Below are 26,265 nucleotides of genomic sequence, written 5' to 3' on the forward strand. Positions count from 1 at the left end.
GTAACCGCGTTTTAATGTGAGTGTTGACTACAAACCTGATGAGAAGCTTCATCCAGCGCAGTTTTAAGTGCAGCTGCAAATTCGGCAGATTCTCCAGGTGTCATAGGGTTGCCATCTTTTTTGGTGACAAAGAAAATATCTTCGGCACGTTCGCCAAGTGTGGCAATTTTGGCAGAGTGGATATCCAGGCCTTGCATCATAAATAAACCACCGATTTTGGCAAGTAAACCAGGATGATCGAGAGTGGCAATTTCAACCATATTCTGATTCAAGGCAGGATTGATACTGATATCGACTGTATTTTCAATATCGAAATGACGTAATTGACGTGGAATCCGGCGCTGCATCAGGCCCGGATATTCATCTGAATGACTCAAGGCATCTTTTAGGGCTTCAATCACTGTGGCTTCGCGTTCCGGATCGGTCAATAAGGTACCAAAACGGTCCAGTACCACATAGGTATCCAGACTGAAAGCTTTAGTCGCTGTAATAATCCGTGCGTCTTGTACATCCAGATTCATACGATCCAGAATAGCCACGGTGGTGGCGAACAGGTTGGGTTGATCCTGCGTATAAATAAAGATCTGTACCGCATCTTGTGCATATTTACGGTGCGCCCGCATTAACACCAACGGGGCAGGATTATCCCCGTGCTGTAAAATGGCACGGGTATGCCAGGCAATTTCATCTGCTGTTTCTTTGAGGAAATAGTCATCACCAAGTTCCTGCCAGACTTTTTCTACCTCATCCAGTGAGAAGTCCTGAACCAGAAGTTCACTGGCTGCAAATTTAGTATCTTCAATCAGCATTTGATAATCAACCGGACGGCCCAGACCAGAACGGATTACGTCACGTGCCTGAGTATATAGTTGACGCATCAGCGAAGCGCGCCAGGTATTCCACAGCTTCGGATTGGTGGCGTTAATATCGGCGACTGTCAGGGTGTACAGATAGTCCAGATGTTCCATGTCACCCATTTTTTCGGCGAATTCTTTGACCACATCCGGATCGGAAATATCTTTTTTCTGGGCAGTCACCGACATCATCAGATGATTTTGGATCAGCCAGGCCACCAGATTACTTTCGCGTTCAGTAAAGCCATGGCTACGGCAGAATTTAATCGCGTCGCTGGCACCGAGTTCACTGTGGTCACCGCCACGACCTTTAGCAATATCATGGAAAATTGCTGCCAGATAGACTATGTCACGACGGGTCAGACGCTGAAACACTGAACTGACCACCGGAAATTCCTTGGCAAATTCAGGTTCTTTAAAGCGGTTTAAATTACGCAGCAGCAATAAGGTATGTGCATCGACCGTATAGATATGGAACAGGTCATATTGCATCAGTCCCAGAATCTGTCCAAAGGCCGGGATGTAATTTCCAAGCACACCATAACGCTTCATCGCGACCATAGTATCGTAGAGTCGATGCGGTGAACGGATAATCGCCATAAATAGCGCTTGATGCACCGGATTATCACGAAAATCCTGATCAATGCGTTTTCCAGCCAGGGTCAGCAGGCGTAAAGTACGCGCACGAATACCTTCGATCTCAGGACGATTGGCTAGTAAATAGAAAATTTCCAGAATTGCGTTTGGATTTTCCGAGAAAATCTTGTGATGCTGCACAGCCAGTTTGCCATCGACCAGTTTAAAGTTCTGGTTGATTTCTTCGATCTGGCGTTCATATTGCGGTAAACGTGGCGTAATGACCGATTCATTAAAATAGGCCAGCAGCATTTCGTTCAGCGTAGACACTTGCTGTGCACTGCGATAATAGCGCTTCATGAACTGTTCAATTGGATAGTTCGGATGATGCGCCTCTTCACGTACATAGCCAAATTTGGCAGCAATATCACGCTGATAATCGAACAATAAGCGGTTTTCATCGCGCTTGGTCAGGCGGTGCAGGTGATGACGGATTTCCCAGAGGAAACTTTCGGCTTCCTCAAGCACACCGAGTTCAAATTCTGAAATAAAACCGAGATGTACCAGATCATAAATGCGATTGACGCGGAAATGCCGTTTGGCAATCCAGCCAATCTGGTTGATATCACGGATGCCACCCGGCGCATTTTTAATATCCGGTTCCAGATTGCTTTCGGTATTGTTGTGCTGAGCATAGCGTTTATGCTGCTCATCCATCTTGGCATCAAAAAAAGTTTTGTCAGTCCAGGTACGTGACACGATACGACGTGGCCATTTGCACAGGTTTTCATTGCCAATAATCAGGCGGGCTTCGATCAGGGTGGTGGCGACGGTCAGATCACTGCTGGCCTGATTGACACATTCATTGATGGTGCGGACACTGATACCGGGTTTGAAATTCCCCACGTCCCAAAGCGATGAAATGAATGTAGAAATCAGTTGTTCCTGTTCCGGGTTAATCTCGTCTTCTGACAAGATCATGATGTCGACATCAGAATAAGGCAGCATTTCACGACGGCCATAGCCTCCGACTGCAAACAGGGCCAAATCAGTTTGATCCAGTTCGGCATGCTGCCAGAGAAACTGCAATGCTTCATCAATCAGGTTGGAACGCGCCAGAATAATATCCCGAATCGACTGGCCATTTTCAAAACTTTCCTGAAGCTGATTTTCGACATCACTGCGCCATTGATTGATGGCTTTAATGTCATGGTTGCTTTTAGCGTAATTCAGCAGTGGATGGGTGTTGATCATGTACAGTCGTCCGTTGGTATTTCAGCTTAGTTTTGGTTGACGCTAACTTGGTTGGCGACCTGGAGGGCCAGTTCACGTGCCTGTTCAATAGTTTCTGCACGTGCCGTGGCAACGCCCATACGACGACGTTTAAAACCTTCTGGTTTGCCAAACAGGCGCAAATCGGTATTGCCGTCTGCTAAAGCAAGATTCAGGCCAGAAAATGAAAGATTACGGCCATCTACTCCAGCATAAATTACCGCACTGGCAGCCACACTATGTCGTGCAGTATTCACCGGCAAGCCTAAAATAGCACGTGCATGCAGCTCAAATTCACTTTGAAATTGGGAGGCTAAAGTCACCAGTCCAGTATCGTGTGGACGTGGGGAAACCTCACTAAACCATACTTTTTCGCCTTTTACAAAGAGTTCCACTCCAAAGATTCCGCAGCCACCAAGTGCTGTAGTGACCTTGTTGGCAATGCGCTTGGATTCTTCCAGCGCGGCTGGAGTCATCGGTTGAGGCTGCCAGCTTTCCACATAATCACCTGAGTCCTGACGATGTCCGATCGGGTCGCAATAAGACGTTTCGATTTCGCCGGTTTCTGGATTTTTTGCACGAACAGTCAATAAGGTAATTTCAAAATCAAAGTCAATTTGTGATTCTACAATCACAGTACCCTGATTGACCCGGCCACCGGTTTGCGCATATTCCCAGGCAGCATCGACTTCATCAAAACGGGTAACACGAGACTGACCTTTGCCTGAAGATGACATCACCGGTTTCACAAAGTTTGGATAGCCGACATCGTCACAGGCCGCGCGGAAGGATTCTAAACTGTCGGCAAAACGGTAAGCTGAAGTTGGCAGACCGAGTTCTTCCGCAGCCAGACGACGAATACCTTCACGGTTCATGGTCAGATTGACGGCTTTAGCAGAAGGAATGACTGTAGCAATGTTCTGGGCTTCTATTTCAAGCAGAACTTCGGTCGCAATCGCTTCAATTTCAGGAACAATTAAATGTGGCTGGATTTGATTGATGAGTTGTTTGAGTTCTACAGCATCTGCCATATTCAAGGTATAGGAATAATGCGCAACCTGCATGGCAGGGGCATGATCATAACGGTCAGCAGCATGAACTTCGACTCCAAGGCGTTGTAGTGAAATCACCACTTCCTTGCCCAGTTCACCAGAACCCAATAATAGAACTTTATAGGCAGAAGATTGAAGGGGAGTACCAATAGTCACGCTCATGTGGATCATCCATGCTTGATTTTATGGACTTTTAGCATAGCAGAACTGAGCCGACAGTTAAGCCAAGATTCATACAAAATTGTGATATTGACCAACAGTTTTATTTATAAAGTTTTTCTAGATTTAATAAGGAGGCGCTGTCATTTTCACATCGCTGTCAGACTGCGTTTGCAGAAGATAAATCTCGCTTTGAGACTTGAGCTTTTCTATTTGTGCAACTTGTTCAGTATTGATATTTAGCATCTTTAACAGACGTAATGTACGAACATGCAGGAAATACGCATAGGGCAATACAAAAGGCAGTACAAAGCACAGCAAAAATAACAGTAGCCCAAAAACTATGAATTGAATGCAGTCTCGCAAGATGGTGGTGAGCTGGAACTGATCTGCTGAAAAGGCGGTAGCTGAAAAAAGAATAAAAAGGAGCGCAAATAAACCAGCAAAAATTTTTAGAGTATTCGGCAGGACACGATGTCTGAAGCTCCATTTACCCAAAATCAATGTCAAAGGATGAAGATGCAGCACGTATTGGCTCTGATTAAGCATAGCAATAATTTGATGGGTGCTATTCTTTTTAATATAAACCACCCGAACTTGATCTGCTGGTTGAGCATGTATTTCGACAAAATGTCCGGTAAAATTTTGAGCATTGATAAAACATTCAAAATATTGTGCCGGCACTTCATGTCGATGGAATACGGTTAACATTTCATCGCGCCGATGATGAATAAAGATTTTGCCTTCAATCACCTGTTTGACTTCAAACATGCGCATCCTTCCTTGTTTTTATTGTTATATAAAAAAAGACCTATACTATGAGTTTAGCATAAGTCTTTGTTTCAATTGATCAACTATTTAAAGCTTAAAAGGGTACCGGAACATAGGTGTAAACCAACCCATAGGTTAGTGCTGCGGTCAGAGTAGCCATCACGATACGTTTAAACTTAAAATACAAAACAGTAAGCACAATAAAGCCAACCAGCATCGCAAAACTTTTATTCGGCGTTTCTAATAAAGGTGGCAGGGTAGCAACTACAAGCATAGAGCTGATCGCAGCAATACCGATTGAACCCAAGGCAATTTTTAGCCACAATGCTCCGCGTTTTTGCGAACCTTGCTGAAATTTTTGAATGACAAAAAACGGACCAAAGCGCGAGGCAAAATTGGCGATTCCGACTAAAATTCCGACCAGAATAATCTCTAGATTCATGCTTGATCTCCTGCGTGTTCAGGATCTGGCTGCTTCAAAATATAGTGCTTAAACAAGCCGGCGAAAATACCAGAACTGATACCGATAAAGATCGCGGCAGACAGGTCGATAAAATAACAGGCAATCGCAGAAACCAGAATCGTGACAGCTACAACAAAAGTATGTTTCTTTTCAAAAGCTGCCAACAAGAAACTCAGGAACAGCGCAGGTAACAAGAAATCCAGTGCTGCCTGCAAGAACTGTGGCAAGTTACTGACCTGATCGGCAAATAAGCCACCGAGGAAAGATCCGAGTGCCCAGGACATCCAGCTAAACAGACTTAAACCGAGCATCCAGGATTCCGACCATTCTTGACGCCGTTGCGAGAGCTTGATCATACCGGAGGCAAAGACTTCATCGGTCAGACCCCAAGACCAGATTGCCGTTTTCTTTAAATTCAGCCGGTCTTGAATCAGATTTTGTAACGCAGGGCCATAAAGCAGATGACGAATGTCCAAGGCAATCACGGTCAATGCCGTCATCCAGATGGATGTACCACTGCCTAAGAGCGCAACTACCAGGAACTGGCTGGCACCTGCATACATCGAACAGGACAGGAACAGTGCTTCCCAAGCGGTAAAGCCAAACTGAGTAGCTGACACACCAAAAGCAAACGACACCGGTAAATAAGTGAAGATAATCGCTTGGCTATCTTTTGCACCTTGCCAGAAGCCAGCAGGTTGCGTAGCGAGTTGATTCGGTTCAGACACGACACACCTTGAAGGAGAGTTGAACGATGGGTCAAATGAAGATTGTGTATTCTACGTGAATTTAATAGCATAGTGCCGAAATGTTTAAATTGGCGAGCCTGATATGTGGATGTTCAAGACACGTGCGATGCTGACTGCTGCTTTAATAAGCACGGCAATATTGTTACAAGCGTGTGGGAATGACAGTCAATCGACTGATAAGCCAGAAATTAAACCGGCACCTAAATTGACTAATGATGCGACGACTTATGCCAATGCCGCATGGCAACTGATCAATGAAGTGGATCCACTGGTCTATAATAAAGAAGTGGATCAGCTGGAAACACAGGTACGTCAACCAGCACGTAAATTGAGTACAGACTGGCGTATTAATGTCAAAATGACCGATTCGGTGACCGAAGGCAAATATGCTCTGTGTCGTAAAGCTTTGACCAGTCTGGAAATCTGGGCGCGGACGACCATGGAAAATGGCAACAGCCTGCAACAAAAACAGGCGGATTATGAGCGGGATAAACTGCAATGTCAGAATGCCATTGCCCATCCTGCACTCGGAAATACCGATCCTAAGCAAAAAGGTACTGCAATTGCCAATATGCAATAAACCTTTGCCCATTTAAATGTACTTATAAAAAGCCAGTCTGAATGACTGGCTTTTTTAGCAAAATAAGCCTTAAAAATAGGGCATCCACATATGTTCTAATAAAAGTACCATTACACCGCAGATCAGGAGTGTGCTGCCAATCATGCGTTGAATCATTGTACGTGTAGACATGGTCGATCTCCTCAAAGATTTAAAGCGTGTTTAATGCTTCCAAATAACGACGATTTACTTCTTTCCAGTTCACAACATTGAAAAAAGCCGAGATGTATTCCGGACGACGGTTTTGATATTGTAAATAATAAGCATGTTCCCAGACATCCAGACCTAAAAGGGGAATATTGCCATGCATCAGCGGAGAATCCTGATTGGCACTGCTTTCCACAATAAGCGTTTGATCTGGCGCCATACTTAACCAGGCCCACCCACTACCAAAACGGCTAAGCGCTGCTTGGGTAAACGCTTCTTTAAATGCCTCGAATCCTCCTAATTCATGTTCGATTGCCTTGGCAATTTCAGCTTCGGGATGACCACCGCAGTCTGGACTCATCACTGTCCAGAACAGGGAATGATTGGCATGTGCACCAGCATTGTTGATCACGTTCTGTCTGAGTTGCTCGGGCACTTCATTGAATTTGCTAATTAAGGCTTCGACCGATAAATCTTCCCATTCTGTGCCCGCTATTCCTGCATTGATATTATTGATATAGGTTTGATGATGCTTGCTATGATGAATTTCCATAGTCTTGCTATCGATATGAGGCTCTAGCGCATCATAAGCATAAGGTAGTGCAGGCAAGGTGTAGCTCATTGGCAGGATTCCTTGAGAGAATGAAGTTAGGTTATTTTTCATTAGATTTAAGATACGCCCTAATTTAATATTTATATATGAGAATAGTTATCATTATTTTTAATATGTGTTGATCTTATGCGCTTCCAGAAAGCCTGTTATACGTATGAATCCTCTTTTTATAAGCAATAAAAAAGCCCCAAGAAGGGGCTTTTTTTAACAGCAATGACTTAAACGTTAAAACGGAAGTGTAAAACATCGCCATCTTGAACGATGTAAGTTTTACCTTCTAGACGCCATTTGCCTGCTTCTTTCGCACCGGCTTCGCCGTTGTACTGCACGAAATCATCATAAGCGATACATTCTGCACGGATAAAGCCTTTTTCAAAGTCGGTATGAATCACGCCTGCTGCCTGTGGTGCAGTTGCGCCAACTTTTACGGTCCAGGCACGAACTTCTTGTACACCCGCGGTGAAGTAAGTTTGTAGGCCCAGTAATGAATAACCTGCACGAATTACAACGTTTAAACCCGGTTCTTCCATGCCCATTGCTTCAAGGAATTCAGCACGGTCTTCATCTTCAAGCAATGAAATTTCAGCTTCAATCTGGTTGCAAAGTGGAACCACAATCGCATTTTCTTCAGCGGCTAATTTTCTGACTGCATCTAAATGCGGGTTGTTCTCAAAACCGTCTTCAGCAACGTTGGCAATATACATCGTTGGTTTAAGCGTCATTAAACCAAAGCCACGTACCAGCTTGCGTTCGTCATCATCTAGGTCCGCTGCGCGAGCCGGTTTACCTTCATCCAGTAAAGGCTGGATTTTTTCCAGAACTGCTTTAGTAGCTAGCGCTTCTTTGTCGCCACCCTTAGCAGATTTAGTCAAACGCGTAATCGCTTTGGCTACAGCATCCAAGTCTGCAAGCGCAAGTTCGGTATTAATCGTAGCGATGTCATCCAGTGGATCAATACGACCATTCACATGGATGACGTTTTCATCTTCAAAACAACGCACAACGTGAGCAATTGCATCAGTTTCACGAATGTTGGCCAAGAACTGGTTACCCAAGCCTTCACCTTTAGAAGCACCCGCGACCAGACCTGCGATGTCTACAAATTCCATAGAAGTCGGAATAACACGTTGCGGTTTAACAATTGCGGTCAATTTGTCTAAACGTGGATCAGGAACAGGTACAATCCCGGTGTTTGGTTCGATCGTACAGAAAGGGAAGTTTTCTGCAGCAATAGCAGCTTTGGTTAAGGCATTGAAAAGTGTAGATTTACCAACGTTCGGCAAGCCGACAATACCGCAATTAAAACCCATGAAATAACTCACAAAAGCGTTATATAAAAATTGCCCCCGATTTTACATGAAAGCATGACTAAAGTCAGGTCATGTGCTTGTGGTTTATTGCAATCAAATGCTTCTGGCGACCTAAAATGACTCGCTGAGCTTTCCGGGATGTGTAGTGAGTCCACCAACCATAGAGGAATAATCAGCCAGTATTTTACTTTTGAATAAAAATCACATTGTTTTTCTAAAAGTGAGTGACTAAAGTATCTGAATAAAACAGCGGCCTACACGCCCTGATCCAATAACGATAAACATGGAGCATACATGCGAACTTTATACCAGTTTCCTTTATCTCACTTTTGCGAAAAAGCACGTTGGATGCTGGACCATAAAGAGCTGTATTATGTTGCTCACAATCTGATACCCGGGGTACACCGCGCTTTTGCCCGCCTGAAAACAGGCCAGAATCGTCTGCCTATTTTGCGTGATCAGGATCGATGGATCGCAGATTCCACCCAGATTGCTCTGTATTTGGATGATACTTATCCAGAACATCGTTTACTGCACGCAGAAGGGTATTTTCGAAATAAAGCTTTAGAAATTAATGAAATTACTTTGGAATTGGGTCGTCATGTCCGTCGCTGGATGCTCTCTCAAGCACTGACTTCTGATCATGAATCTCTGGATATTTTAATTGGTGAGCAGGGTTATCTGCGCCAGTTTGAAAAATTTTCTAAACCTTTATTGAAAGCGATGGTGGCCAAGGGTTATGCATTGAATGAGGAAACTGTGGCGGAATCCAAACAGCATATTGATGTTGCGGTACAGCAGCTCAATCAGATGCTGGTCAGCCAAGGTGGGTATTATTTTGTCGGAAATCGTTTAGGTCTGGCGGATATTGCAGTCTGTTCCATGTTGGCACCGCTTCTGGCGATTCCAGGTACGCCATGGGAAAAAGAAAATTTCGAAACCTTGTCCGAAGAATATCGCGACTATCAGCAGTATTTGAATGAGCTTCCACTGGGTGAATATATTTGCCGTATTTACCGAACCGAACGTAATGCCCGGGTAGACTGGCGTGGTGTATAAGTTTAAATGCCAATCCAAGAATTAAAAAAACGCGCATGAAGCGCGTTTTTTTGATGAGATTATGATTAACCCCAAGGATTAGTCTGATCGATATCAATATTTTTAGTAAAATTATTGAGGAGTGAACCAAAATCAAATCCGGATGAAGAACCGCCACTGCCGATATTCTGAATTGTATCTTTAATGCCCGGCAGGATGGCAGACAGATCAATATTAGAATCAGTCGTACCCACCCCTTGGACAAGATCACCGAGGTCAGGCAATTCAATCGAAGAGCCGCTACCAACCAACTGACCAACACCTTCGGCAATACTGCCTAAGTCAAAGCCGTTCGAAGCAGAGGAAATACCTTCGATCATACCACCCAGATCCAGATCGCTACCGAGATTCAGATTACCCAATAACCCACCCAAGTCTATGCCATTTGAGCCATTCGCAATCAGACCGCTCAGTAAGTCAGTGAAGCCACCGACATCAAAACCACCCGTTGCATTTCCGCCTACAAAGCCGCTAATTAAATCGGTAATAGCACCAAGATCAAAATCACCGCCTGCATTGCCACCGATTAAGCCACCCACCAGACCTGCAATTGCTCCAATATCTATATCACCTAAACCGTCAGAACCACCGATCAGACCACCGACCAATTCAGCAATTTGTACGATATCAATCTCGCCATTACCACCAATCAGGTTGCTGACCAGACCTACGATGGCACCAATGTCTACGTCACCTAAACCGCCAGACCCACCAATCAGACCACCAACGAGCTGAGCGATTTGTGCGATATCGATATCGCCATTACCGCCGATCAGGTTGCCGACCAGACCTGCGATCGCACCGATATCAATATTGCTTGAACCACCGATTAAGCCACCAACCAGTTGAGCAATTTGCGCAATATCGATATCACCATTACCGCCAATCAGCTTGCCGACCAGACCCGCGATCGCACCGATATCAATATTGCTTGAACCGCCGATCAGACCACCGACCAGTTGAGAAATTTTACCAATATCAATATTGCCTGTACTGCCGCTCAATAAGCCGCCCACCAGTTTAGAAATAGCCCCAAGATCCAGGCTGCTGCTATTGCTCCCCATTAAGCTCTTTAATAAGTTGGTGACTTGGGTAATATTAAAGCTACCGCCATTGGATTGAGTTAAGCTACTGATCAGGCTTTGAATATTTAAACTTGAGGCATTCGAACCAGAAAATTGAGTTAATAAATTGCTGAGATTTGTCGTACTCAGGCTGCTTCCAGAAAGGAGATTATTTAATAATGAGCTGACTGAAGGTTGAGTATTGGATCCGGTGAGATTGCCAATAAGATTGGTGAGGGTGCCTGATGTCGTTCCACCGAATAAGCCGCCCAATAAGCTCTTCGTTTGGGTTTCGACGGTTAAAACAGGACTCACTTTTGTTTTTATCAAGCTTAAAAGTTTAGAAGCCATGACCGTTCCTTGTGTAATATTTTTGAAATGCGCTATTTTTGTTTTTAAAGCGCCTTTGTTTTAATCTATTTCTATACACTTGTAAAAGATGGACGGTTAAGTCGTGTAGGTAGGGGCTGAGAGGAATAGCCTATCTGTTGTCGTGTTTACCCAATTTAAATAATTTAAAAATAAAGATTTAATTAAAAATGCCATTGGTCATATTTTTAATTAATGCGATTAACGGTCATTTAAACCCTCCTGAAAACCGTATTTATAAAATGAAATCCCATTTGGAAAAAAATTTCAGAATATGAAAATTTTGTGAAAAATAAATAAATATTGTATAACAGAGATGGCGCAAAATTTTCTGCATCTATTGATTATTGATATAAGAGTATAAAAATGGAACTGGATCGTTTCGATAAACATATTCTAGAAATATTGACCCATGAAGATGTCAATCTGAATGAACTGTCCGAGCGGGTGAATTTATCTGTCAGTTCGGTGCATCGCAGGATCAAACACTTAATCGATCATAATATTATCAGTGGCTTAAAACGTGAAATCAATTACCAAAAATTAGGTTTCAGTCTGCATGTGCTGTTGCAGGTATCCTTAAGCAAACATGATAGCGATACTTTTGCCAAATTTCTGGAAGAACTGGAAAGTATTCCCGAAGTAATTAATGCCTTTTTGGTCACCGGTCAGTCGGCAGACTTTATTGTTGAAGTCGTGGCAAGAGATATGGAAAATTATAGTGAAATCCTGCTTAAGCGGATTGGAAAAATTGAGCATGTGGTGGCACTGCATTCCAGCTTTGTGATTAAAGAATATAATGTCTTTAACTGTAGCGGATTACTCAATAAAGTTTAATCAAAGCTAGGTTGGTGGACAGCCATAAAAAAACGCACCCTAAGGTGCGTTTTTTGAATCAGACATATTTAAGCATCAAGTTCTGCTAAAACTGCGTCTGAGAATTCAACGTTGGTATAAACGTTTTGTACATCATCCAGATCTTCAAGCATATCAATCATTTTCATGATTTTTTTTGCTTGATCGATGTCTGTGATTTCTGCTTTGGTTGAAGGACTCATCACTACTTCAGCATTGTCAGATTTTAAACCTGCAGCAGTTAAAGCATCTTGAACTTCACCGAAGGCTTCAGGTGTGGTAATGACTAGGATATCATCTTCAGTGACTTCGATGTCTTCAGCACCTGCTTCTAATGCCACTTCCATGATTTGATCTTCCAAAGACACATCTTCAAAAGTGATCTCACCACGTTTCGTGAACAGGAATGCCACCGAACCGTTGGTGCCTAAGTTACCATCAGTTTTAGAGAAGCAATGACGTACGTCAGGCACAGTACGGTTCAAGTTGTCAGTCATGGTTTCAACAATAACCGCAACACCACCTACACCATAACCTTCGTAGGTCACTTCTTTCAGGTCGTCGTTATCTTCGCCACCAGCACCACGTTGAATGGCACGGTTGATCACGTCACGTGTCATATTCACTGATAATGCTTTTTCAACCACAGCACGTAGACGAGGGTTGCTTGCAGTATCTGGACCACCAAGCTTTGCAGCAGTGGTTAATTCACGAATGTATTTGGTAAAAACTTTACCACGACTTGCATCTTGTTTTGCTTTGCGATGCTTAATATTGGCCCACTTGGAATGACCCGCCATGCGAACTATGCTCCTTGTAGATTGGCTGTATGCCTATCAGAATGCCGAAATTCTACCATAAGCGTTTTTTTAAAAAAAAGTGTCTGGATTTGAGATTTCAGGATAAAAACAAAAAAAGTGCAATATCGAGGAAAAATAGAAAGAGGATAGGGGAATTTATAATTCTATTTATACATTTATATGGACAGATGACTTGGACATAAACAGCAGAATCGCTGATTATGTCCGTGCTTTTCTTTTTAAAAAGCTTATTCTGGAATAACGATATCCAGACCAACCTTGTCTTTATAAAGTTGTTTGATCAAAGCCAGGTCATGCGCAAGATCTGTCGGATAAATCTTGCCGAGAATACCGCCTTGCTTGGTTTTGGAATTGGCATATAATAGCACGATCGGTACATTGGCAGCCTTGGCAATATGCCAGAAACCGGTACGGATCGGTTTGCGTGCTTCACCTTGTTTAGCACGTGTTGCTTCGGGTGCAATGACCAGATTGAACTTTTCATTGTTCTGAAAATGTTCCACCATCTGGGTCACGATATCTTTACTGGCCTTGCGGTCAACCGGAATACCACCCACAGCGTTCAATAATGGCTTGAAGGGTCCTTTAAATAATTCTTTTTTGATCAAGGTATGTACCTTGAGATCATAGATCTGGAACAGGGCAATTGACAGTACCGCATCCATCATTGAGGTATGTTCGAATCCAATAATGACCTGTTTGTCTTCAAGCACATCTGGTTCGACATGATATTGCCAACCTGCAAGTTTAAATGCAGATTCGCCAAGGAATTTGTTTAGCATAAGTACGGAGAAGTAAAAGCTGTATGTAGAGAACTGCATAATTTCATCTTGTTCGCCCATACAGTCAATAGGCTTTCCAATAAAATCAGCGAATAATGTAAAAATCTATGATTTATTCATCTTTTTAAGCTGCAAAATTAAGAGTTAATATATATAAATAAAATAATATTAATATCTTAAAAATATCAGTAGATACAAAAAAAGTCTTGAAATGATGAAAAAATGACTATCCAGAGCACACTTTAGTTATTAGACTTTTGTCGAAGAAGAAGACTGATACAGGTCTTTTCTATTTTCTTATTCTTTCTACTCTGAGATTGAAAAGTATGACGTACATGACAGCCTTCGTAGTCTCCCTATTGATTTTTGCGCTTATAATTGTATGGTCTTTGATCGAAATTAAGCAGGATTTACATAAAGACGAAGAAATGAAGTCTGAATTCTAGTCATTCTATCTTCTTTAGTTCTAGGCTATTCCTTTAACATTGCTGCCTGAGCAATAAAGAATTTTGATACCTTATAGATATACTAAGACCTTAAATCTATCAGTTTTACGCTTAGTAGACCGGATTAAATTCAAGATAAAGGCTCATTTATCTTAAATGATGCAGCATGTATCTCATTTTTCTATATGCCTCCTATACTGAAGTCTTAAGTAACTGAATTTTGACTAAGACAAGTCGCCCATGATTGCTGCCTAAATGTTCAAGCAGTTATAAAAGCACTTGTCTTTCCAAAAAATCTTAGCTAGTATTCATGACGCCTGAACTTATTGATAAATAAAGTTTTCAGCATATAGGGCCTATAGCTCAGTTGGTTAGAGCAGCGGACTCATAATCCGTTGGTCGACAGTTCAAGTCTGTCTGGGCCCACCATATAAAACAACCACTTACGTGTACTAATCGTAAGTGGTTTTTTTGTTTTTGGATATTATGAAATCTGAAGTAAGCAATTCACTTAATTGATCGTCGTTCTTATCTCGAAGGACTTAAAATGGGTTGCCTCCACTGATAATGAACTTTTCTAGTTTGCCTTTCAATAAAGATTCTTCGTTACCAGCTTAATAAAAAAGCATCTCCCTCAGATATTACTTTTGTTATCTAAATTCCATAAACATCCTCTTTAATCAAAAAAAAAGTTCATATTTATGAAATAATTGTGATGTAGTTCAAAGAATATCTGCAAAAAAAGTGAAAAGTAGATGAAATGCATTTTACAACTGAAAAAATTATGCTAATTAATATGAGATGATTTTTTAGTCAAAAATCATGATGTTTCAGGACGGAATATCTTAAGAAGCGTATTAAAAAAATGATTAAACAGGAGTTTCAATGATGCTTCAGCTTTTAAGAAAATTGTTTTGTTTGCATATTTATGAATATGAGCAAATGCAAGAAATCGGGGAACACAGGGAGTGTCGTAAGTGCGGTACGAATAAGGACTAAAGTTTTTACAAGAAAAGTGAGCAATGGCTCACTTTTTTTATGCTTGTCATGGGCTAATTTCCGTTAAAATTAAAGGGAAATTTCAACACGATAAACAGGAATATGAGCAAAGATTTTCATGCAGATACCTATATCGTCGACAGCAACCTGGCAGATACGCTGCACTGGCTCAGCCTGCATCAAGATAGTTATGACTCCTTTAGCTATGATGCAGTCACGCAAGCGCTGATGGTGCATCATGCCAATGGAGTAGATCAAATCCGAGTCGGAGATTATCTGAATGCCCGTTATGGCATTTTAATTACTGCACATAACTTTTCTGCGAGTTCATCAACTTAAACAGTGATTAACTTGCCATTGCATCTGTAGCCAGACTGCGAACACTCGGTTTTGGCTGTTCTGCAACTAAACCTAATTTTGCAAAAAGTTGCTGATCCCGGCCTTGGGATGTATTAGGGGTCGTCAGCAGTTTTTCACCAGAGAAAATAGAATTGGCACCAGCCATAAATGCCAAAGCCTGATCTGAATCGCTTAAGGATTCACGCCCTGCAGAAAGGCGAATATAGCTTTTAGGCATCAGCAAGCGTGCTACGGCAATGGTACGAATCCACTCAATCACATCCAGCTTTTCTACATCTGCCATCGGTGTTCCTTCAATCGGAACCAACATATTGATCGGCACAGATTCCGGATGAATCGCCAGAGTTGCAAGTTCATATAACAAACCAATTCGGTCATCACGATTTTCACCCAGACCCACAATACCGCCACTACAGACTTTCATACCAGCCTGACGTACATGACCCAATGTATCCAGACGATCATCAAAGCTACGCGTGCTGATGATATGTGAATAGTATTCACGAGAAGTGTCCAGATTATGGTTGTAATAATCCAGTCCTGCATCTTTCAAGCGTTCAGCCTGAGATCCATTTAGCATCCCCAGTGTCATGCAGGTTTCCAGACCGAGTGCTTTAACTTCACGTACCATTTCCAGCACATAAGGCATATCGCGTTCATGCGGGTTGCGCCATGCAGCCCCCATACAGAAACGTGAACTTCCTGATGCCAGCGCCTGTTTGGCTTCCTGAATCACTTTATCGACCGCAATGCGTTTTTCAGCTTCCAGTTTGGAATCATAATGCGCTGATTGTGAACAGTATTTACAGTCTTCAGGACATTTACCGGTTTTAATCGAAAGCAGGGTGCTCACCTGAACGGTATTCGCAGTGAAATGTTCACGATGAACCTGTTGCGCCTGGAACACTAAATCCATTAAAGGCTGTTGATATATAGCTTGTATTTCTTCACGTGACCAATCATTACGTACCGCATCACTACTGTTCATCTCTTTCCCTATCTGTGCTTATTTATCATTCGGTTCATCTTAATAAAAATAAGCTTTTGCTTCACTAGCAAAATATGACCTTATATAAATGACAAAGCCCACACGAGGTGAGCTTTGTTTTTCAGTTGCCAGATTATTTATTACTGTGATTTCCATGAATATCCTGGCCATGCAGATCACTACGGTGCTGCTTGTTAAACACGCGCTGATCCTGTTCATGCTGATTGTTTTTTGGGGAATTAATCGGGCCATGTTGCGGCTGCTGCTGTTGTTGCTTCTGCTGGTCATGCTGAAGCTGCTCCAGCAGTTCTTGATTTGGATTTTTTGATGACATCATCTTTCCTCCACTTCATTTCTGACTATTTTTATTTATGCCATAGTCTGAAACATGGGTGTGTAAGGCTTTTAAGTGAAACTGTGACGCTAGGTAAAGATGGAAAATCAACTGGATTTTGCCAGTTGTTCTTGAATAGCCCAATCGATATGTACCTGCACAATTTCATCATGTTGATTACGCTGTTGCTGAAGGGCCGGAATAATCTGCCCATCAAAGGGTGCATTGCCCAAACCAATGGCGATATTGCGCATAAAGCTTTGATAACCCGTACGACGCATCGGACTGCCTTCAGTCGCACTTAAAAAGGTGGCTTCATCCCATTGCCATAAATCCAGTAAACTCACTTGATCCAGTCCATGCCGCGGATGAAAATCCCCTATCGAGGTCACTTGGGCGAAACTGTTCCATGGACATATCAGCTGGCAATCGTCACAACCAAAAACCCGGTTACCAATTCCGCGTCGCAAATCTTCTGGAATAATGCCTTTATATTCGATGGTCAGATAGGCGATACAGCGGCGAGCATCTAACATATAAGGCTCGACAATGGCTTGAGTCGGACAGATGTCGATACAGGCAGTACAGGAGCCACAATGTTTGGTCGCGGGTTCATCAAAGGGCAGTTCCAGTGAAGTAAACAGTTCACCCAGTACAAAGAATGAGCCTGATGTTTTATGAATCAGCAGGGTGTGTTTACCTGTCCAGCCCATGCCGGCACTTTCAGCCAGCGATTTTTCAAAAATGGGTGCAGAATCCGCAAAAGGACGTGATTCAAAATCTCCGATTTTTCCCCGGATTTTTGTCGCCAAGGTTTTCAGGCGACCGCGCATGGTTTTATGATAATCCCGGCCACGAGCATAACGCGCGATAATGGCAGAGTTGGGTGCATAAGGGATATAACGTGGTTCTGGTGCGTCGACCAGATAATCCATACGCACACAGATAATGCTACGTGTGCCGGGAACCAGTAAGACGGGATTGGCACGTTTTTCCAGATTCTCTTCCAGAAACTTCATGTCACCATGATAACCACGATCCAGATATTCCTGTAAGCGTGCTAATTCTGCTTGAGCATCTGGTTTGGCAATGACACAATCAGAAAAACCCAATTCTAAAGCCTGCGCTTTAATCCATGCTTTTAGCTCGGCTGGATCTTGTTGATAAACTTTAATTTGCGCTTGAGAATCGGGAGTTGCCATAAACCAAAGACAGGGAATAAGAAATGCAGCAACAAGTTTACCATAGCCGTGATCTACAAGCATGGGAGCAGCGCTGGTTTCAACAGCAAAATAGTTCCTACGGTTTAATGCAACAAGTCGCCTGGGGGATTAGTCAGCGGCTGATCACTTTATTTTCCCAGCAAAAAATAAAAAAAATCGCTGTCTGCTGTGGTCAGGGTAATAATGCCGGCGATGGCTATCTTGTGGCCAAATATCTCAAACAGGCTGGTTTTCAAGCTCATATTTATGCGGCTGAGTTAGGTAATTCTAAAGATTTGGCATCGGCTGTGCTGGAAGCCCAGCGGGTTGGTGTGCAGTTTTATTCGCATTTTGATTTTCAATCCGAATATGAGGTCTATATCGATGCCTTATTCGGAATTGGTCTAAACCGTCAGCTGGCTTCTGACTGGCAAAATGTTATTCACGGCATTAACCGGCAAAATGGGCTCAAAATCTCGATCGATATTCCGAGTGGACTGGATGCCAATACCGGCCAGCCTTTGCCTGTTGCGATCAAAGCTGACTATACTTTCACGGGCTTAGGGCTTAAGGCAGGACTGTTTACCGGACAAGGTAAAGAATATGCGGGCAAGATCGAACTGATTTCTGCTATTCCAACAGATGCAGAACTTCAACCGATTGCTTGTCTTTCATCACATCAGATTCAATTGCCGAAGCGTGAAGCCTTTGGTCATAAAGGCAGTTATGGTCATGTTCTGGTGATTGGTGGACATGCCGATATGGGCGGAGCAGTGATTATGGCTGCTGAAGCAGCATTTGCTGCTGGAGCGGGTAAAGTGACGATCGTTTGTGATGCAAAACACCACACCGCGATTTTGTCACGTGCGCCAAATATTATGCTGCGTGATATCAATCTTTTAACTCAGGAGCAACGCCAAGCACTGATTCAGCAGGTCGATGCAGTCTGTTTTGGCATGGGATTAGGTCGTGATTCTTGGTCAGAGCAACAATATACAGCTTGGTTTGAGCTGACTCAGCAATCTGATCTGGAGGTTGTTTTGGATGCGGATGCCTTATGGTTTCTGGCCAAGCAGCCTCAAGTTTTGAATTCCCAGACTTATGCCACACCACATCCAGGAGAAGCTGCAACTTTGCTAGCATGTAGCACTGCGGAAGTTGAAATGGATCGGATTGCAGCCATTCATGCTCTGCAACAAAAATATCAGGGACAGTGGGTGCTAAAAGGTTCAGGCAGCCTGATTCTGGAAGAAAGGCTTTACATCTGCAATGCCGGGAATGCCGGTATGGGAACTGGCGGAATGGGGGATGTGCTGGCCGGCATGATTGCCAGTCTAAAGGCGCAATTTGCGCAAAAAATTTATTTGCATGAAATTGTGACGCTGCATGCACTTGCAGGTGATGAACTGGCCAAAAATGGCGAACGTGGCTTGCAGGCACAGGATATGAAACATGCGATTTATCAGGTCGTGAATCGCTAAGGAGAATAGTGTGCCAGTCATCAAACTGAATATTTCAGGCCAAGTTCAAGGAGTCGGATACCTTTACTGGTTTGCCGAGCAGGCTCAGGCGCTTGGACTGAAAGGATATGTGAAGAACTTGAGCACAGGTGAGGTGGAGGCCGTTATTGCTGGAACAGACTCCCAACTTCAGGAAATGATTACACGAAGTTGGAAAGGGCCTGCTCGTGCAATCGTACAAGCGGTTATTCAAGAGTATCTGGAATCTGAGCTAGATGCTCAAGACTTTATAATATTGCGTTAAACCTTATCGACGACGGCTACTGACGCGACTCCGGCCGCGTGCCATACCACCCAACGCATTCAATACCGCCATTTTACTCATACTGCCTGAGGCGTGGGCATGACAAATAGCAGCAGCTAAAGCATCGGCGGCATCCTGCTGCGGTTTGATGCTGAGTTTTAGAATATTCATTACCATCATCTGCACCTGTTCTTTATCCGCAGCGCCATAACCCACTACCGACTGCTTGATCTGGCGCGCAGTATATTCAGCGACTTTCAAATCCAGATTGACCAGTGCCGCAACAGCAGCACCACGGGCCTGACCGAGTTTTAAGGCAGAATCCGGATTTTGTGCCATAAAGACCTGTTCTACCGCAGCTTCAGTGGGACCATAAAATTTTACAATGCGCTCCACGCCGGCAAAGATCCGTTTTAAACGTTCAGGCATTTCTGTCGTTTCTGTTCTGATGGTGCCGGCATCAACAAAAGTCAGTTTGGAGCCGTCTTTTTCGATAATTCCGTAACCGGTTAAACGAGAACCGGGGTCAATCCCAATAATTAATGACATGCCCGCACTTTAAAAATAGAATAATGCCCATATTGTTACATAAGCGTATCAAAAAAGCTTGATCCTGATGAAGCAGTTGATTCCAGCATCCTATTATTTATTTTACTGAGATTAGATTAATTTTCATGAAATTATTTCTTATTATCCTTGCAGGCTTAATCCTAGAAGTATTTGTCTGGATTGGCGTGGGTGACCTCGTCGGGAGCATGTGGTACGTATTTTTCTGGTTTGTAGCCGCATTTTTTATTGGTATGAATCTGATCCGTAAATACTCGGCCGGTGTCATGCCACAGATGCAGCAAATGCAAATGGGGCAGATGAGTGCAGACCCTGCACTAACAGGAAATTTACCTAAAATTCTGGCAGGTTTCTTTCTGCTTATTCCTGGATTGATTACCGATGTATTGGCAGTATTGATGCTCATTCCAGCGGTTCAGCAGGTCTTTAAAGCTGCCATGATGAAAGCGATGATGAAGCGTCAGCAACTCATGATGGAAAAAATGATGGGTGGCATGATGGGCGATATGGGTGGGGCACAAGGCCAAAATCCATTTGCCGAGATGATGCGTCAAATGCAGGATATGCAAAATCAGCAATCAGGTCGCGGTGATTCCACCATTATTGATGGTGAAGCACGTGAAGTGAGACCTGAGGCGAAAAAAATTGAAATGAAAGATATCAATCCGAAATAATTGTTTTATTTGGAAAAACTCTATTCAAGCCGAATCTGATGATTCGGTTTTTTATTGGAGCTTTCTAATCTCTTTGAACAAACGTTATAATATATTTTTATAAATTTAGCTTATTTTAATGTCTCTGCTTTTTACGATCTGTCTTCTGCATTTTGTTGCTCAACTAAGTCCCGGTCCCGATATTTTGCTCATTGCTAAAAGTGCCGCATCTACCACACGCCAGAATGCCCTGAAAGTTATTGCTGGGATCTCTGCCGGTATTGTGGTTTGGGTAGTACTGACACTTGCGGGTTTTACTGTGTTAATTGACCAGTTTCCATGGATTCAACAGGTATTGATGGTGCTCGGTGGTGTGTTCCTGGCGAAGATGGGATGGGCCATGTTAAAGGGTGGTGTGCATAGCTTTAAAAATAGACATCAGACTGACGACGATACAAATGGACAGATGCAAGCTAAAAACTATTTTATGTTGGGCTTATGGACCAACCTTTCTAATCCAAAAACACTGATCTACTTTAGTAGCGTATTTTCACTGGCCTTGAGTTCGTCTGCTTCCGATTATTTGAAAGCACAGCTGGCGGTGATTATTCCTTTGCAGACCTTTATCACCTTCGCTTTATTGATGCTGTTGATTTCTCAACCAAAAATTAAAACCTTGTACCAGCGTTCGGGGAGTTATATTGATATGATTTCAGGCGGACTATTTCTGCTATTTGCATTGTGGTTATGGTATGACGCACTTATTCTGATGAATTAAGTGGTATATCTTCATTTAATGCTGGAGAAGTTGGTGAGGCTGGGATAGGAGATGCTAAATTGTCTGGTGTTTTAACCGCCGTTTGATAACGATTAGGCTTTAAGGTGGTTTCAGTATTTTCAGAGCCTTGATAACTGCGGCTACGGTTGGCGCGCTCACGCAATCCACCTTTTTTAATTAACTGAACCATGGCACACCTCTCATTCAAATCCACGGCTATTGTAAATCAAATATGGATTTGATGAGGCTATTTTCCGCATTTCTATTTGAATTATTCAAGAGTAATAAAAAGACCTATTTGGACCAACAGGTCTTTGCTGTGAGATGAATGAAATTAGCGAAGTCCTTTATCTTCTTCTTTTAAAACGTCCAGTATAGAGTGTTGTACAGGAACTTCTTGTTGTGACTGCACATACAAATGCACCATTTTAAAAACAATTGCTGTAACGAGGCAGGCTGCTAGACACAAAACCCAGAAACCAAAAGGGCTGCGAATATGATGTGAGCCGCAGTTTGAGCATGATTTTTCTGTAGAGTCGACTACTTTTTCACAGCAGGCACAGTGATATTGATACTGCATTTTTCTTCTCCCAGGATGTTATCCTTTTTATTCTTCGATCATGAAAGATGATTTGTTGCTCTATCATAGGAGAGCTTTTCTAGGCTGACAAGACGAGATTGCCGACAATTACATAGTATCTATATAGGGTAAAAATTAATTACATGACTAAGATCATATCAAGAAAATGATTAAATGATTCATTATTTGAAAATATAGTTGAATCTAAAAAGATAATGACAAAATCAATTAAAAATAAAGCCCGCATCAAGCGGGCTTTATTTGAGCTAGTCTAAAACTTATTGTCCTGAACGGATGATGTAATCAAAAGCAGACAGTGATGCCTTCGCACCTTCACCGGTCGCGATGATGATCTGCTTGTACGGCACTGTTGTACAGTCACCTGCAGCAAATACCCCTTTCACATTGGTTTCGTTGCGATCGTTAATTACAATCTCGCCACGGTTGGTCAGCTCAACCGGGGTTTCTTTCAGGAAATCGGTGTTAGGCAACAAACCGATCTGCACGAAGATCCCCGCCAGCTCAACCACATGCTCTTCATCTGTGGCACGGTCTTTATATTTCAGACCCGTCACCTGTGCACCATCACCCAGCACTTCAGTCGACAAGGCATTCTTGATCACGGTGGTATTTGGCAGACTGTTGAGCTTGTCTTGCAGCACCTGATCCGCACGTAGTTTGGTATCAAATTCCACCAGCGTGACATGCTCTACAATCCCCGCCAGGTCAATCGCGGCCTCAACACCCGAGTTACCGCCACCAATTACAGCGACGCATTTGCCTTTGAACAGTGGACCATCACAGTGCGGGCAGTAGGCTACACCACGGGTTTTATATTCCTGTTCACCTGGCACATTCATCTCTCTCCAGCGTGCGCCGGTCGACAGTATCACGGTTTTAGATTCCAGTGTGGCACCATTCTCTAAAGTCACTTCCACCAGACCATTGGCTGTTTCATCTGCACCTTTGATGTTGGATACCCGTTGCAGATTCATGATGTCGACACCATATTCACGCACGTGGGCTTCCATCTCGGCTGCAAATTTAGGACCTTGGGTCTTTTGCACTGAAGTAAAGTTTTCGATGTCCATGGTATCCATGACCTGACCACCCATGCGTTCAGCCACGATCCCGGTTTTAATGCCTTTACGTGCTGCATAGATGGCAGAAGTATTCCCCGCAGGGCCGCCACCGATCACCAGGACATCAAAGGCTTCTTTGGCATTCAGCTTTTCCGCATCTTTGGCAGCGGCATTGCTATCCAGCTTGGCAATGATTTCTTCCAGTGTCATACGACCCTGACCGATATGCTGGTTGTCCTGGAATACCATCGGCACCGCCATGATTTTGCGTTCTTCGACTTCTTCCTGGAAGAAAGCCCCATCAATCATGGTGGCAGTAGTGCCCGGGTTATAGATGGCAATCAGGTTGAGTGCCTGAACCACATCCGGACAGTTATGGCAGCTTAAGGATACAAATACATCGAAATTAGATTGAACACCCAGGCTCTTGATATTCGCCAGAACTTCATCTGAAACTTTCGGTGCATAACCTGAGGTTTGCAACAATGCCAGGATCAGTGAGGTGAACTCATGGCCCATTGGCAAGCCTGCAAAGAACACACGCGGTTCCTCACCTTGTTTGGCAATCCCGAAACTTGGCGCACGTGCATTGGTCCCGTCAAAGCGTGCAGTCACCAGGTCAGACAGTGCAGCCACTTCGGCAACCAGTTCCTGGATTTTGGCTGATTTGTCAGAGCCATCTAAAGTCGCGACCAGTTCAATCGGGCCTTCCAGGCGTTCTAATAAGGTTTTAAGTTGAGCTGAAGTATTTTGGTCTAACATTGCTAACGTCTCCAAAGGAGTAAATGTTTATTTGATAACAAGATATTAAATGAATTGAATAAATAGGTAAAACAGTTTGTTTTTATCTTGTTGATCGGATTTACAGATTTATTGAAAAATTCATCATTAATTTCAAAGTTCTATATGGGGGTGAAAGATTAATTTTCAAGTAGTTTAGAGCAAGAATAAGGATTTTCAGCTAAGATTAAAACAAGATATTTGAGACTTGAATGATGGAATTACAACGCGGTATTTATCAACATTATAAGGGACAGCTTTATCAGGTGTTTCATGTTGCCACGCACAGTGAAACTGAAGAAAAGCTTGTGGTTTATCAATGTCTCTACGGGGATTATTCGATTTGGGTACGTCCTTTAACGATGTTCACTGAAACCATTACCACTAACGATGATCGTGAAGTGGAGCGTTTTAAATTGATTCAGGCACTTTAAGCCAAACAGAATCAGGGAAGAGTGATGCAAAACTCAGATGAATTTGAAAGATTCATGCAGGAATTATATGAAAAGTTTCATAGGCATGATCTTAAGCAGGCAGATCGCCTGCACCGATATCGCAATATAGAACCAGAATCCGGTCGATTTTTATCTATGCTGATTCGTGCGCAACAATCGAAAAGTATTCTGGAAATTGGGACTTCTACTGGTTATTCCACTTTATGGCTGGCAGAAGCGGCTCGGCAGACTCAAGCCATGATTACAACACTTGAAGTTGATGCAGAACGGGTTATTCAGGCAAAGCAATATGCGACAGAAATAGATCTTGCAGATTTAATCAATTTTAAAGTAATTGATGCTCAGGTTTATCTGGAGGCAGAAAAGGAAATATTTGATTTTATCCTGTTAGATGCTGAACGAGATGCTTATGTCAGTTACTGGCCACATTTGAGTCGATTACTTAAAGCAAAGGGCGGGTTACTGGTAGTTGATAATGTCATTTCACATGCAGCAGAAGTCGAAGAGTTTATTGCCTTAATTCAGCAAGACCCACGTTTTATCATGAGTATTGTACCCATAGGCGCAGGTTTGCTGATGGTGGGATTTCGTTAAATGGATTCACTTCAATCCATGCAAATTTTATTAAAATGTAAATTATATTCGAGATACTTTTCTACGAATGCGGCTTTGTCTTGGCGTCTTAACAGGTTGTCATAAATAAATTCAGGTACGGGATGATACAGCTCGGCATGACCATTACTGTATACAATTTTCAGGTGGCGGCTTGAGGGATTGTATTTCCAAGAAATCACGGTAAGCAGTTTTTGCATATGCGTTCCTCCACTGAATATTTCTTATCTTATCATTTGAACTTATGCCATATGGCTCTGCAGATGTATAGCTCAATTGTAAGAATCGGTAAGGATTATGAGAAAGCGAAGCAAAAGATATGCCTGAATTTTTATATGATGGATCAAGAAAGAAATAGGACTGCAATATTTAAAGTCCTAACAAAATAATTTAAAAAAATAAAATCCAGTATTGCACTGACATAAAAGTTCAAACCATAAAAAACCACGCTAAAAAGCGTGGTTTTTTTGAATCAGTTCAATCTAATTAAAATTAGATTTTACCCACTAGGTCGATTGAAGGAGCAAGAGTTGCATCGCCTTCTTTCCATTTAGCTGGGCAAACTTCGCCTGGGTGAGCGTGTACATACTGAGCTGCTTTAACTTTACGAAGAAGTTCTTGAGCGTCACGGCCGATACCACCAGCGTTGATTTCAACGATTTGGATTTTACCTTCTGGATCGATCACGAAAGTACCACGATCAGCAAGGCCGTCAGCTTCGATTAATACGTCAAAGTTTTTAGCAAGTGTCCAGTTTGCATCACCAACCATTACATACTGGATTTTTTTGATTTCTTCTGAAGAATCGTGCCAAGCTTTGTGAGTGAAATGCGTGTCAGTAGAAACTGAGTAGATTTCAACGCCTAGTTTTTGAAATTCAGCGTAGTTGTCAGCAAGGTCACCAAGTTCAGTTGGGCAAACAAAAGTGAAGTCAGCTGGGTAGAAGAATACAACAGACCATTTGCCTTTCAGGTCAGCTTCAGTAACTTCAATGAATTTGCCGTTTTGGAATGCAGTTGCTTTAAATGGTTTAACTTCAGTATTAATTAAGCTCATCATTGTCTCCATGATTGAGGTAGTCTTTGATTTTG

At 42.8% G+C, this 26,265-nt stretch carries 29 protein-coding genes and 1 tRNA gene; 11 read left to right on the forward strand and 19 right to left on the reverse strand.

What is annotated here, in order from left to right:
* Window positions 1-11: 11 nt before the first annotated feature.
* The 5 genes from glnD to NI455_RS00675 form a co-directional block, all read right to left on the reverse strand.
* A complete protein-coding gene (glnD, locus tag NI455_RS00655; protein WP_253111960.1) occupies window positions 12-2,684 on the reverse strand; it encodes a [protein-PII] uridylyltransferase in 2,673 nt (890 codons plus the stop codon).
* A 26-nt stretch (window positions 2,685-2,710) separates the two neighbouring features.
* Window positions 2,711-3,925 (reverse strand): formate-dependent phosphoribosylglycinamide formyltransferase, encoded by a 1,215-nt coding sequence (purT, locus tag NI455_RS00660; RefSeq protein ID WP_253111961.1) that lies wholly within the window; start codon window positions 3,923-3,925, stop codon window positions 2,711-2,713.
* Between the two features lie 114 nt (window positions 3,926-4,039).
* Complete coding sequence (locus NI455_RS00665) at window positions 4,040-4,684, reverse strand: hypothetical protein (protein ID WP_253111962.1); 645 nt, start codon at window positions 4,682-4,684, stop codon at window positions 4,040-4,042.
* A 94-nt stretch (window positions 4,685-4,778) separates the two neighbouring features.
* A complete protein-coding gene (ygaH, locus tag NI455_RS00670) occupies window positions 4,779-5,126 on the reverse strand; it encodes an L-valine transporter subunit YgaH (protein WP_004278941.1) in 348 nt (115 codons plus the stop codon).
* Window positions 5,123-5,875, reverse strand: a complete 753-nt coding sequence (locus tag NI455_RS00675) for an AzlC family ABC transporter permease (RefSeq protein ID WP_004278940.1) — start codon at window positions 5,873-5,875, stop codon at window positions 5,123-5,125. The genes ygaH and NI455_RS00675 overlap by 4 nt, the downstream gene beginning before the upstream one ends.
* Window positions 5,876-5,978: 103 nt before the next feature.
* On the opposite strand from NI455_RS00675, the gene NI455_RS00680 reads away from it, so the two are divergent.
* Window positions 5,979-6,476 carry a hypothetical protein gene (locus NI455_RS00680; RefSeq protein ID WP_005106524.1) on the forward strand — a complete coding sequence of 166 codons (498 nt, stop codon included), beginning with the start codon at window positions 5,979-5,981 and terminating at the stop codon, window positions 6,474-6,476.
* Window positions 6,477-6,666: 190 nt separating this feature from the next.
* Here NI455_RS00680 and NI455_RS00685 read toward each other — a convergent pair whose 3' ends face one another.
* A complete protein-coding gene (locus NI455_RS00685) occupies window positions 6,667-7,284 on the reverse strand; it encodes a superoxide dismutase (protein WP_164543056.1) in 618 nt (205 codons plus the stop codon).
* Window positions 7,285-7,493: 209 nt separating this feature from the next.
* The gene (ychF, locus tag NI455_RS00690; protein WP_004645523.1) at window positions 7,494-8,585 is read right to left on the reverse strand and encodes a redox-regulated ATPase YchF; all 1,092 of its coding nucleotides are present in this window, start codon (window positions 8,583-8,585) and stop codon (window positions 7,494-7,496) included.
* A 294-nt stretch (window positions 8,586-8,879) separates the two neighbouring features.
* Here ychF and NI455_RS00695 point away from each other — a divergent pair, with 294 nt between their 5' ends.
* Window positions 8,880-9,644, forward strand: a complete 765-nt coding sequence (locus tag NI455_RS00695) for a glutathione S-transferase family protein (protein ID WP_253111963.1) — start codon at window positions 8,880-8,882, stop codon at window positions 9,642-9,644.
* 65 nt (window positions 9,645-9,709) lie between these two features.
* Here NI455_RS00695 and NI455_RS00700 read toward each other — a convergent pair whose 3' ends face one another.
* Complete coding sequence (locus tag NI455_RS00700) at window positions 9,710-11,098, reverse strand: hypothetical protein (RefSeq protein WP_253111965.1); 1,389 nt, start codon at window positions 11,096-11,098, stop codon at window positions 9,710-9,712.
* 384 nt (window positions 11,099-11,482) lie between these two features.
* Between NI455_RS00700 and NI455_RS00705 the strand changes: the two genes are divergently transcribed.
* Window positions 11,483-11,953 (forward strand): Lrp/AsnC family transcriptional regulator, encoded by a 471-nt coding sequence (locus NI455_RS00705; protein ID WP_004645518.1) that lies wholly within the window; start codon window positions 11,483-11,485, stop codon window positions 11,951-11,953.
* A 68-nt stretch (window positions 11,954-12,021) separates the two neighbouring features.
* Here the strand turns inward: NI455_RS00705 and NI455_RS00710 are convergent, their stop codons facing one another.
* Complete coding sequence (locus NI455_RS00710) at window positions 12,022-12,771, reverse strand: YebC/PmpR family DNA-binding transcriptional regulator (RefSeq protein ID WP_004645516.1); 750 nt, start codon at window positions 12,769-12,771, stop codon at window positions 12,022-12,024.
* 248 nt (window positions 12,772-13,019) lie between these two features.
* Window positions 13,020-13,574 (reverse strand): 1-acyl-sn-glycerol-3-phosphate acyltransferase, encoded by a 555-nt coding sequence (locus NI455_RS00715; protein ID WP_004278932.1) that lies wholly within the window; start codon window positions 13,572-13,574, stop codon window positions 13,020-13,022.
* A 798-nt stretch (window positions 13,575-14,372) separates the two neighbouring features.
* On the opposite strand from NI455_RS00715, the gene NI455_RS00720 reads away from it, so the two are divergent.
* Window positions 14,373-14,449 (forward strand) — tRNA-Ile (locus tag NI455_RS00720).
* Window positions 14,450-15,121: 672 nt separating this feature from the next.
* Window positions 15,122-15,358 (forward strand): hypothetical protein, encoded by a 237-nt coding sequence (locus NI455_RS00725; protein WP_034438286.1) that lies wholly within the window; start codon window positions 15,122-15,124, stop codon window positions 15,356-15,358.
* A 7-nt stretch (window positions 15,359-15,365) separates the two neighbouring features.
* Here the strand turns inward: NI455_RS00725 and bioB are convergent, their stop codons facing one another.
* From bioB to queG, 3 genes are all read right to left on the reverse strand, one after another.
* On the reverse strand, window positions 15,366-16,367 hold the full coding sequence (bioB, locus tag NI455_RS00730) for a biotin synthase BioB (RefSeq protein ID WP_253111967.1): 1,002 nt from the start codon (window positions 16,365-16,367) through the stop codon (window positions 15,366-15,368).
* A 133-nt stretch (window positions 16,368-16,500) separates the two neighbouring features.
* The gene (locus tag NI455_RS00735) at window positions 16,501-16,704 is read right to left on the reverse strand and encodes a hypothetical protein (protein ID WP_004278929.1); all 204 of its coding nucleotides are present in this window, start codon (window positions 16,702-16,704) and stop codon (window positions 16,501-16,503) included.
* A gap of 104 nt (window positions 16,705-16,808) precedes the next feature.
* On the reverse strand, window positions 16,809-17,903 hold the full coding sequence (gene queG / locus NI455_RS00740; RefSeq protein WP_253112042.1) for a tRNA epoxyqueuosine(34) reductase QueG: 1,095 nt from the start codon (window positions 17,901-17,903) through the stop codon (window positions 16,809-16,811).
* A 23-nt stretch (window positions 17,904-17,926) separates the two neighbouring features.
* Here queG and NI455_RS00745 point away from each other — a divergent pair, with 23 nt between their 5' ends.
* The gene (locus NI455_RS00745) at window positions 17,927-19,384 is read left to right on the forward strand and encodes an NAD(P)H-hydrate dehydratase (RefSeq protein WP_253111969.1); all 1,458 of its coding nucleotides are present in this window, start codon (window positions 17,927-17,929) and stop codon (window positions 19,382-19,384) included.
* Between the two features lie 10 nt (window positions 19,385-19,394).
* Window positions 19,395-19,667, forward strand: coding sequence for an acylphosphatase (locus NI455_RS00750; RefSeq protein WP_191113031.1), 273 nt, complete (start codon window positions 19,395-19,397; stop codon window positions 19,665-19,667).
* A 3-nt stretch (window positions 19,668-19,670) separates the two neighbouring features.
* Here the strand turns inward: NI455_RS00750 and ruvC are convergent, their stop codons facing one another.
* Complete coding sequence (gene ruvC, locus NI455_RS00755; protein WP_004278925.1) at window positions 19,671-20,216, reverse strand: crossover junction endodeoxyribonuclease RuvC; 546 nt, start codon at window positions 20,214-20,216, stop codon at window positions 19,671-19,673.
* Window positions 20,217-20,341: 125 nt separating this feature from the next.
* Between ruvC and NI455_RS00760 the strand changes: the two genes are divergently transcribed.
* Together NI455_RS00760 and NI455_RS00765 are read left to right on the forward strand one after the other, a co-directional pair.
* On the forward strand, window positions 20,342-20,908 hold the full coding sequence (locus NI455_RS00760) for an FxsA family protein (RefSeq protein ID WP_153566204.1): 567 nt from the start codon (window positions 20,342-20,344) through the stop codon (window positions 20,906-20,908).
* A gap of 118 nt (window positions 20,909-21,026) precedes the next feature.
* Complete coding sequence (locus NI455_RS00765; protein WP_253111971.1) at window positions 21,027-21,665, forward strand: LysE family transporter; 639 nt, start codon at window positions 21,027-21,029, stop codon at window positions 21,663-21,665.
* Here the strand turns inward: NI455_RS00765 and NI455_RS00770 are convergent.
* The 3 genes from NI455_RS00770 to ahpF all read right to left on the reverse strand — a co-directional run bounded on the left by NI455_RS00770 (window position 21,649) and on the right by ahpF (window position 24,089).
* A complete protein-coding gene (locus NI455_RS00770) occupies window positions 21,649-21,855 on the reverse strand; it encodes a hypothetical protein (protein ID WP_253111973.1) in 207 nt (68 codons plus the stop codon). The genes NI455_RS00765 and NI455_RS00770 overlap by 17 nt on opposite strands.
* 144 nt (window positions 21,856-21,999) lie before the next feature.
* Window positions 22,000-22,245: a hypothetical protein gene (locus tag NI455_RS00775; RefSeq protein WP_253111975.1), complete on the reverse strand. Its 246-nt coding sequence runs from the start codon at window positions 22,243-22,245 to the stop codon at window positions 22,000-22,002.
* Between the two features lie 278 nt (window positions 22,246-22,523).
* Window positions 22,524-24,089 carry an alkyl hydroperoxide reductase subunit F gene (gene ahpF, locus NI455_RS00780; protein ID WP_253111977.1) on the reverse strand — a complete coding sequence of 522 codons (1,566 nt, stop codon included), beginning with the start codon at window positions 24,087-24,089 and terminating at the stop codon, window positions 22,524-22,526.
* Window positions 24,090-24,322: 233 nt separating this feature from the next.
* Between ahpF and NI455_RS00785 the strand changes: the two genes are divergently transcribed.
* Both NI455_RS00785 and NI455_RS00790 read left to right on the forward strand, forming a co-directional pair.
* Entirely contained in the window at window positions 24,323-24,541 is a 219-nt protein-coding gene (locus NI455_RS00785; RefSeq protein WP_034436473.1) for a DUF1653 domain-containing protein, read from the forward strand.
* 24 nt (window positions 24,542-24,565) lie between these two features.
* A complete protein-coding gene (locus NI455_RS00790; RefSeq protein WP_253100690.1) occupies window positions 24,566-25,156 on the forward strand; it encodes an O-methyltransferase in 591 nt (196 codons plus the stop codon).
* Window positions 25,157-25,167: 11 nt separating this feature from the next.
* On the opposite strand, the gene NI455_RS00795 is transcribed toward NI455_RS00790, so the two are convergent.
* Window positions 25,168-25,374 (reverse strand): KTSC domain-containing protein, encoded by a 207-nt coding sequence (locus NI455_RS00795; protein WP_004645498.1) that lies wholly within the window; start codon window positions 25,372-25,374, stop codon window positions 25,168-25,170.
* 292 nt (window positions 25,375-25,666) lie between these two features.
* Complete coding sequence (gene ahpC / locus NI455_RS00800; protein ID WP_004278916.1) at window positions 25,667-26,230, reverse strand: alkyl hydroperoxide reductase subunit C; 564 nt, start codon at window positions 26,228-26,230, stop codon at window positions 25,667-25,669.
* Window positions 26,231-26,265 lie beyond the last annotated feature (35 nt).

This window comes from Acinetobacter lwoffii, assembly GCF_024129435.1.
GTDB classification, from domain to species: Bacteria; Pseudomonadota; Gammaproteobacteria; order Pseudomonadales; family Moraxellaceae; genus Acinetobacter; species Acinetobacter lwoffii_F.

Coding starts and splice junctions, on each gene's coding strand:
- NI455_RS00745 (WP_253111969.1), top strand. CDS start 17,927: ATGCAGCAACAAGTTTACCATAGCCGTGATCTACAAGCATGGGAGCAG.
- NI455_RS00765 (WP_253111971.1), top strand. CDS start 21,027: ATGTCTCTGCTTTTTACGATCTGTCTTCTGCATTTTGTTGCTCAACTA.
- ahpF (WP_253111977.1), bottom strand. CDS start 24,089: ATGTTAGACCAAAATACTTCAGCTCAACTTAAAACCTTATTAGAACGC.
- NI455_RS00700 (WP_253111965.1), bottom strand. CDS start 11,098: ATGGCTTCTAAACTTTTAAGCTTGATAAAAACAAAAGTGAGTCCTGTT.
- ahpC (WP_004278916.1), bottom strand. CDS start 26,230: ATGAGCTTAATTAATACTGAAGTTAAACCATTTAAAGCAACTGCATTC.
- bioB (WP_253111967.1), bottom strand. CDS start 16,367: ATGAACAGTAGTGATGCGGTACGTAATGATTGGTCACGTGAAGAAATA.
- NI455_RS00775 (WP_253111975.1), bottom strand. CDS start 22,245: ATGCAGTATCAATATCACTGTGCCTGCTGTGAAAAAGTAGTCGACTCT.
- NI455_RS00680 (WP_005106524.1), top strand. CDS start 5,979: ATGTGGATGTTCAAGACACGTGCGATGCTGACTGCTGCTTTAATAAGC.
- glnD (WP_253111960.1), bottom strand. CDS start 2,684: ATGATCAACACCCATCCACTGCTGAATTACGCTAAAAGCAACCATGAC.
- NI455_RS00795 (WP_004645498.1), bottom strand. CDS start 25,374: ATGCAAAAACTGCTTACCGTGATTTCTTGGAAATACAATCCCTCAAGC.
- purT (WP_253111961.1), bottom strand. CDS start 3,925: ATGATCCACATGAGCGTGACTATTGGTACTCCCCTTCAATCTTCTGCC.
- ygaH (WP_004278941.1), bottom strand. CDS start 5,126: ATGAATCTAGAGATTATTCTGGTCGGAATTTTAGTCGGAATCGCCAAT.
- NI455_RS00760 (WP_153566204.1), top strand. CDS start 20,342: ATGAAATTATTTCTTATTATCCTTGCAGGCTTAATCCTAGAAGTATTT.
- NI455_RS00770 (WP_253111973.1), bottom strand. CDS start 21,855: ATGGTTCAGTTAATTAAAAAAGGTGGATTGCGTGAGCGCGCCAACCGT.
- NI455_RS00710 (WP_004645516.1), bottom strand. CDS start 12,771: ATGGCGGGTCATTCCAAGTGGGCCAATATTAAGCATCGCAAAGCAAAA.
- NI455_RS00665 (WP_253111962.1), bottom strand. CDS start 4,684: ATGTTTGAAGTCAAACAGGTGATTGAAGGCAAAATCTTTATTCATCAT.
- NI455_RS00725 (WP_034438286.1), top strand. CDS start 15,122: ATGAGCAAAGATTTTCATGCAGATACCTATATCGTCGACAGCAACCTG.
- NI455_RS00785 (WP_034436473.1), top strand. CDS start 24,323: ATGGAATTACAACGCGGTATTTATCAACATTATAAGGGACAGCTTTAT.
- NI455_RS00735 (WP_004278929.1), bottom strand. CDS start 16,704: ATGATGTCATCAAAAAATCCAAATCAAGAACTGCTGGAGCAGCTTCAG.
- NI455_RS00715 (WP_004278932.1), bottom strand. CDS start 13,574: ATGCTAAACAAATTCCTTGGCGAATCTGCATTTAAACTTGCAGGTTGG.
- NI455_RS00685 (WP_164543056.1), bottom strand. CDS start 7,284: ATGAGCTACACCTTGCCTGCACTACCTTATGCTTATGATGCGCTAGAG.
- queG (WP_253112042.1), bottom strand. CDS start 17,903: ATGGCAACTCCCGATTCTCAAGCGCAAATTAAAGTTTATCAACAAGAT.
- NI455_RS00705 (WP_004645518.1), top strand. CDS start 11,483: ATGGAACTGGATCGTTTCGATAAACATATTCTAGAAATATTGACCCAT.
- NI455_RS00695 (WP_253111963.1), top strand. CDS start 8,880: ATGCGAACTTTATACCAGTTTCCTTTATCTCACTTTTGCGAAAAAGCA.
- ruvC (WP_004278925.1), bottom strand. CDS start 20,216: ATGTCATTAATTATTGGGATTGACCCCGGTTCTCGTTTAACCGGTTAC.
- NI455_RS00790 (WP_253100690.1), top strand. CDS start 24,566: ATGCAAAACTCAGATGAATTTGAAAGATTCATGCAGGAATTATATGAA.
- ychF (WP_004645523.1), bottom strand. CDS start 8,585: ATGGGTTTTAATTGCGGTATTGTCGGCTTGCCGAACGTTGGTAAATCT.